The following is a 6,132-nucleotide window of genomic DNA, read 5'->3' as shown; positions in this document are numbered from 1 at the left end:
GTTGCTGCTGCTCGGGGGCGGTCTGCTCAGCCGGAGCCGTCTCGCTCTGCTGCTGTTGATTGAGCTTCCTCTTGCGCAATTGCTGCTGCTGCTCAGGCGCGGCCTGCTCAGCCGGTTGCTCTCCCGGCGACGATTCGGTCTGCTGATTGCGCTTCTTCTTGCGCGGCTGTTGCTCTTCCGTTGTGGACTGGCCGCCCTGATCGGCTGGAGCCGCCTCGGTTTGCTGCTGCTGGTCGCGCTTCTTGCGCGGCTTGAGCTCTTGCTCGGCCGGTGCAGCCTCACCGGACTGGCYGGACTCCATCTGCTGCGCCTGCCGCTTCTTGCGAGGCTTCTGCTCGGACTCGGAAGGCTGTTCGGCTGGGGCGGATTCGGTCTGTTGTTGCTGCTCGCGCTTCTTTTTCTTCGGCTGTTGCTGGCCTTGCGCACAGTCCTCCGCCGATTGGCCTTCGGCGCAGCCCGACTGCACCAGAATCGGCGGCGTCCCCCGCGAGGTGCCGAGATCGGCCTGCAGCGGATACGCGCCCAACGGCGCGGATGCCATAAGCAGGCCGATTGCCGTACCCGCCAGAATCCGTGGTTGGCGTTTCATATCAATTTTCTCCTAGTGGGGTCCCATCCCTGCCCAAACTTTCGTCAACCGCAATTGGTTCCGTTTGCAAGGCATTGGCCTCAGCCAAGGATGCCGGACCGGCCTTTTGAAGGCAATTTCGTGTTTTTGTAATGTTGATACTGGGTCACGGCGGCAGCAACGCTTGACCGGAAGGCCGCGGAGAGCCAAATCCAACCGCATGAACGCACCGTTCTGGAAAACCAAGACGCTTGAGGCGATGACCCCGGCCGAGTGGGAGTCACTCTGCGACGGCTGCGGGAAGTGCTGCCTTTCGAAGCTCGAGGACGAKGATACCGGCGAAATCTATTGGACGAGCGTCGGCTGCCGGCTGTTCGACGCTGAAAAATGCCTCTGCTCGGACTATGCCAACCGGCTGTCACGCGTGCCCGATTGCGTCGGCCTGACGCCGCAGAACGTGCGCACGATCACTTGGCTGCCCAAGACCTGCGCCTACCGGCTGATCGCCGAAGGCCACGATCTCTATTGGTGGCACAAGCTGGTTTCGGGAAGCGCGGAAACCGTGCACGAGGCCGGGATTTCGATCCGCGRCCGCGTGAAGGCCAAGGAAACCGATCTCGCCGAGCCGGAAGACTTCTTTGATTACATCCTTGACGACGAACCCTGAAGGGTTCGCATTTTGACGACGAGCCTCGAAGGGCGCCAGGCTTGAAGCGATCGGGCGGATTCGTGTGCGAAGATTCCCCTTCCAGATGAACCGGACATGAACAGCCGGTTCGCAAAAAGTTCAGACAGGCAAGTGCATTCTCCGGCCATCGGTTTGCCAACCGGTGGATCRCCAATTTCGATTCGCCAATTTTCGATTCGATTGGGCGAGAGCCCTCAACAAGGAGAGAGAACGATGTTCAACCAGATCAAGGCGGCAGCCCTTTCGGCCCTTGTCGGACTTGGCACGCTCGGCGCCATCCCGGCGCATGCGGACAGCCTCTATCTCGGCTTCGGCAACAACCACGACCCGCGCTTCGGCGTCTATACCGGCGATGACGATGGATATTACCGCCGCGACTGGCGCCGGGATCGCTACTGGCGCAGCTGCTCGCCTGACCGCGCGCTCGACAAGGCCGAGCGCATGGGTCTGCATCGCGTCCGCATCGTCGACATCAACCGCCACACGGTGAAGGTGGCCGGCCGCCAGTATGGCGACCGCGTGGTGGTGGTCTTCGCCAATGAGCGCGGCTGCCCGATCATCTATCGCTGAGGTCGGCAGAAGGACGATCTTCTTCCACAAAGGCCAATCCTGGAGCGTGATCCTCTGCAGGATCGCCTATAGACATGACCTTCTGCGAAGGTCAGTCCTGAGTAGTAGGCCCCTTCAGTCAGGCTGAAGCGCGCGGCTCGAAAAAACCCGGAGGATCGGTCCCTCCGGGGTTTTGTTGTGACCCGACAAAGCGGCCTGCAGCGCCGGGCGTCCTTTCGGAGGCGCACGGACGCTGCAGCGCCGCGATTTTACGCATGATCCTTTCCGAACCGATGGTTCGGGATCATGCGCGGGGCAGACGTCACTTCAACTCGAACGTGACCGTGACTTGGACGGAGTAGGAGTTCTCGCCGGCCTGGACAGGCACGGCCGCCCGGGCTGCATCGAAGGCCTTGGCATTCATCGGCACCGGCACAGGCGCGATGTTCTGGTCGGTGATCTCGATGACCCGTCCGAGACCGACGCCGGCGGCCTCGGCAAGCGTCTTGGCCTTGGCCATCGCATCGGCAACCGCCTTCTTGCGCGCCTCGACGATGGTAGCCTTGGGATCGTCATTGGTGAAGGCGATGCCGCCGCCCTGGTTGACGCCGAGCGACACCGCCTTGTCGAGGATGTCGCCGGTCTTGTCGACGTCGCGCACCCGCACCGACAGCGTGTTCGTCACCTGGTAAGCGACGAGCTCGGCTTCCTGGCTGCCGTCGGCCTTGTTGGTGTAATTGTAACGCGGGTTGATCTGGATGCCGGCCGTCTGCAGGTCGCGCTCGGCGATGCCCGCCGATTTCATCGCGGCGATCACCGCCGCCATCGCGTCATTGTTGGCATCGAGCGCGGCGCGCGCTGTCTTCGCCTCGCGCATGACGCTGAGCGTCAGGATCGCCATATCCGGCGCCGCCGTGGCTTCGCCTTCGCCGGATACGACGATGCGCGGAGGCGGCTGCGTATCGGCAGCGCTTGCCAACGCCGGAAACGCGATCGCGGCTGCGAGCGCGACTGGCAAAAGATGTCTGGTCATGAAAACTCCTCGAGATCTGCGATCCGGTATCCCTGCCGCTCTGCGCCGACTCGAAAAAAGTGTCGATTCCCGGCAATGCGCTGCAATAGCCCGAACCAGTTCACGCGCCTTATGGGCGCAGGCCGCTCTACGCAGCGAATATGGGCTGATTTTGGCTTTTGCCGCCAGCGCTTTCGAAAGCCTTGTGCGGCGAAGCGAAAAACACTAAGCCAGCCGGCGTGGGGCCTGTAGCTCAATGGTTAGAGCCGGCGGCTCATAACCGCTTGGTTGGGGGTTCGAGTCCCTCCGGGCCCACCATGACCTTTGATTTCATTGATGAAAACTGGCCTCGGCCCAAAACGTTTTGGGCCCATTATGGGCCCAGCTATGCAACGTCGGCCACGGTTTGTTCCGGCTCGATTATCTGATCACTTGACGACTCGCAGGACAGTTCGCTGCTGCATGGCATCGCGTTTGGCCTCGCGCTGATTGATGGCCCGAGCGATATCCACCGCGATCCGCTTCTTGTTTGCCTCACGCACATAGTCGTCAGTCACGGTCATGGAGGAATGGCCCATCGCCTCCATGATGGCTCTCGCCTGGATGTTGCATTCAGCCAGGTAGGTGCCGAAGGTGCGACGCAAGCCATGAAGCGTGTAGCCGTCCGGAATTCCCGCCTGGCGGGTCCAATGYTGCATCATGCCGGTCAGGCTCTTTTCGGAGAACGCCCGCTTGTAGGAAGTTTTCAAAACGGTGCCGCCCTGCGATCGGTCGAGCGGCTCCAGAGCCGCCGCCAGCTTGTCGACGATTGGAATGAACATCTCCCTTCCGCCGTGGCGGTTGCGGTTCTTCCTTTGACGGAAGGCAAACGCTTCGATCAACTCGAGCGAGCCGTCGAACAGTTCAATCTCCTCGGTGACGAGGTCCTCCCACTCCAGAGCGGCGATATCGCCGCGCCGGTTTCCGAGCCAGAAACCCAGCGCGTAACATGTGCGCGYGGCCGTGCCGATCGGATGCCGAGCCTCGAATTTCCCGCGGATTGYGACCGGCCAAGCAGGATTGCTGGTGGACTTGGGCACACGCACACGAATAGATAGCGAGGGATCGTCTTGCGRCTTGATCCATTTCTCAACCTTGATCGCGACCCACAGCAGTTTCTTGATGGCTACCAGCATGTGCTTGGCAACCGTACGATTTGTCGCAAAGATGCCTTCGATGATCGCGCGAAGCCGATCCGCGTCGAGGTGTTCGACCGGCGTATCGCGCCAGGTCAGTGGGTATTTTGGATCAACCTTCAGGTTCAGAAAGCGCTCTATCAGGCGCACGTTCTTGCGCTGCGTGGCTTCGTCATAATCCAGCCACTCCATAGTCGTCTCAAGCCGGCGCGCCGCATGGCCGAAGGTTTTTGGTAGCGCTCGGCCAGGCAGATCGATGATCGCAGCATTCTTCCCTAAACCCTGCGTCGCCCTTTGAAATTCGGCTTCGAATTCCGGATCACCCGGCTTACCGGGAAGCCGGATTTCCGGCATGCCTTTGGCCCGATAGCGATAAACGATCTTGCCGTTCTTGATCCGCGAAGAGACGCCGGGATAGCTGTCGTCCTTGAAGGGTCTGGCCATTGAAGTCTCCCGCCGGCAATTCTGCTGAAGTTAGTCGCTAAGCGATGATTTCTCCTGCATTGCCTTGAGTGAAAGAGCATTGCTTTTCATCGCAACGCGCAGGAGGAGGGGATATGGGAAGCCTCTGCCTTGCTCGATCCCCTCAAACGTGCGCTTCGGTATTCCAAACGCCTTGGCCGCAGCTTCGGCAGTAAGCCCTTCCTTGGCCCGCCAGGCTTTCACTTCTTGGGCAAGCTTCTCGTTCTCGCTCACGTAACGCCTTCTCGATACTTTACTACGCATTCAGCGTATACGCAATCAGCGTATTTCTTATCTTTTTTGCTCGTCTCGCCTGCTTCGCTCCAACAACTCTTGGAGACCGTTGTCTTTGTCGGGCAACGACGTGAAGGCGATGTCGAGAGCTACACGATCCCAGACGGCACGGCTGTTGATGCGCTTAGGTTTTGGCATACGTCCATCAGCGACCATCTCATCAAAAAGAGTCGATCCAACACCAACATACCGGGCCGACTCTTCACGAGAAAGGCCTCGTGGCGGATACGAAATTCCGTCATTTTTCATGGACGCCGCCCCTGTGGCTGGTGCCTGCGGCGACGTGAGCATTCCAAAGGTTGGACGGCTTGTTATGTCGAGGAGTCCTTATACCCCGGGCGTGTTGGTGTCGAAGCACAAAGTCTATCCCTGTAYGGTTTCCGCAGCGACGAGATCGTCCTCATTTAGAAAAGAAGGTCACGTAAGGCGGAAGCCGTTGGCCAAGCCGATTCGGTGCAAACTGGTAGCGAGGTGGGAAACGGATGGATCGCAGCCCGGACTTTGAGCGCGTTATCTTGAGGACTGTTATCGAGGGGCGGGCGCAGGTTCTATGCGCTAGGTCGATATCTCCGGTTTATCGTGATTGACGGTTAAGTATCAAATTGACGAACTCGCTTCGCGGGAAAGTCTTGCTCGGAGGTCATTAATCCAGTGCAGGCGAGGCATCCTGGCCTGATTGGTCGGACGTAATCGGCCGGCTCATAGGGACTTGCTTCAGGCAAGGTGACGCTGCTGCCCACGCGCAGCGCCACCTCTATTCCAAGGAGCCGTTTGATGACCCCGCTTCCGTTGCGCATGACAACGACATGCAAGTCCGCAATCTGTCGCCGCATACGCAGGACTCGTGTCGAATGCGCGCACGGTTTCCAGCGATATGGGGACCGGGTATGTCAAAGCGCCAGGAGCCCTCCATTTTCACTCTGCGATGGTCCCTTTAGCGGGAAAGCTTTTCTAGAAGCTCTGCCTTCTGTTCAGCATGCTTGTCCGGATTTTCCGCTATGAGCTTTTTCAGGTTCAGGAGCTTCCAGCGGATCGCGGGGAGGTTAGCAGCCAGGGGCAGGCCGATGGCCTCGAAGTCCGGTTCGCCGTCGTGCAGCGCGATCAGGAATTCGCGCGCGGTGTCGTCCATCCGGCTGTCAATGTCCGCCAGCAGCCGGTCCCGGGCCGCGGCGAGATCTTCGATGGTGACCGGGATCGTGGTCATACCGGCGAACTCCTGCACGAAGGGTTTGTCGAGCGGGCTGAGATTCGGCTTAATCAGTTCCTGTACCGGCCGGGGCGAACTCGCCACATAAACCAGGAACGTGCGGAACAGCGCATCGGTAAAGCCTTCGTTTTCGTACAGCAGCTTCACGTCGAACAGGTCGCGCGGATGCTGGCGATC

General features: G+C 59.9%; 7 protein-coding genes, 1 tRNA gene and 1 pseudogene. 3 read left to right on the top strand and 6 right to left on the bottom strand.

The window, feature by feature from the left end; all coding sequences use genetic code 11:
- Positions 1 to 589: pseudogene (locus tag ORS3428_RS25090) on the bottom strand (OmpA family protein); the annotation flags it as partial.
- 199 nt (positions 590 to 788) lie between these two features.
- On the opposite strand from ORS3428_RS25090, the gene ORS3428_RS25085 reads away from it, so the two are divergent.
- Both ORS3428_RS25085 and ORS3428_RS25080 read left to right on the top strand, forming a co-directional pair.
- On the top strand, positions 789 to 1,235 hold the full coding sequence (locus ORS3428_RS25085; RefSeq protein ID WP_071100981.1) for a YcgN family cysteine cluster protein: 447 nt from the start codon (positions 789 to 791) through the stop codon (positions 1,233 to 1,235).
- A gap of 234 nt (positions 1,236 to 1,469) precedes the next feature.
- Positions 1,470 to 1,826, top strand: a complete 357-nt coding sequence (locus tag ORS3428_RS25080; protein ID WP_108723179.1) for a hypothetical protein — start codon at positions 1,470 to 1,472, stop codon at positions 1,824 to 1,826.
- A gap of 301 nt (positions 1,827 to 2,127) precedes the next feature.
- Here the strand turns inward: ORS3428_RS25080 and ORS3428_RS25075 are convergent, their stop codons facing one another.
- Positions 2,128 to 2,838: an SIMPL domain-containing protein gene (locus ORS3428_RS25075; RefSeq protein WP_071100979.1), complete on the bottom strand. Its 711-nt coding sequence runs from the start codon at positions 2,836 to 2,838 to the stop codon at positions 2,128 to 2,130.
- Positions 2,839 to 3,059: 221 nt separating this feature from the next.
- On the opposite strand from ORS3428_RS25075, the gene ORS3428_RS25070 reads away from it, so the two are divergent.
- Positions 3,060 to 3,135, top strand: a tRNA-Ile gene (locus ORS3428_RS25070).
- 110 nt (positions 3,136 to 3,245) lie between these two features.
- Here ORS3428_RS25070 and ORS3428_RS25065 read toward each other — a convergent pair.
- The 4 genes from ORS3428_RS25065 to ORS3428_RS25055 form a co-directional block, all read right to left on the bottom strand.
- Positions 3,246 to 4,436: a tyrosine-type recombinase/integrase gene (locus tag ORS3428_RS25065; protein ID WP_071100978.1), complete on the bottom strand. Its 1,191-nt coding sequence runs from the start codon at positions 4,434 to 4,436 to the stop codon at positions 3,246 to 3,248.
- A 30-nt stretch (positions 4,437 to 4,466) separates the two neighbouring features.
- On the bottom strand, positions 4,467 to 4,688 hold the full coding sequence (locus ORS3428_RS25060; RefSeq protein ID WP_040989444.1) for a helix-turn-helix domain-containing protein: 222 nt from the start codon (positions 4,686 to 4,688) through the stop codon (positions 4,467 to 4,469).
- A 57-nt stretch (positions 4,689 to 4,745) separates the two neighbouring features.
- Positions 4,746 to 4,997, bottom strand: coding sequence for a helix-turn-helix transcriptional regulator (locus tag ORS3428_RS31825; RefSeq protein WP_082037383.1), 252 nt, complete (start codon positions 4,995 to 4,997; stop codon positions 4,746 to 4,748).
- A 685-nt stretch (positions 4,998 to 5,682) separates the two neighbouring features.
- Positions 5,683 to 6,132: nucleotidyl transferase AbiEii/AbiGii toxin family protein (locus ORS3428_RS25055; RefSeq protein WP_071100977.1), on the bottom strand; the 450-nt coding region annotated here is incomplete at its 5' end.

The organism is Mesorhizobium sp. ORS 3428 (assembly GCF_001854785.1).
Lineage (GTDB): Bacteria > Pseudomonadota > Alphaproteobacteria > Rhizobiales > Rhizobiaceae > Mesorhizobium.
This window is presented reverse-complemented; position numbering and strand designations above follow the sequence as displayed.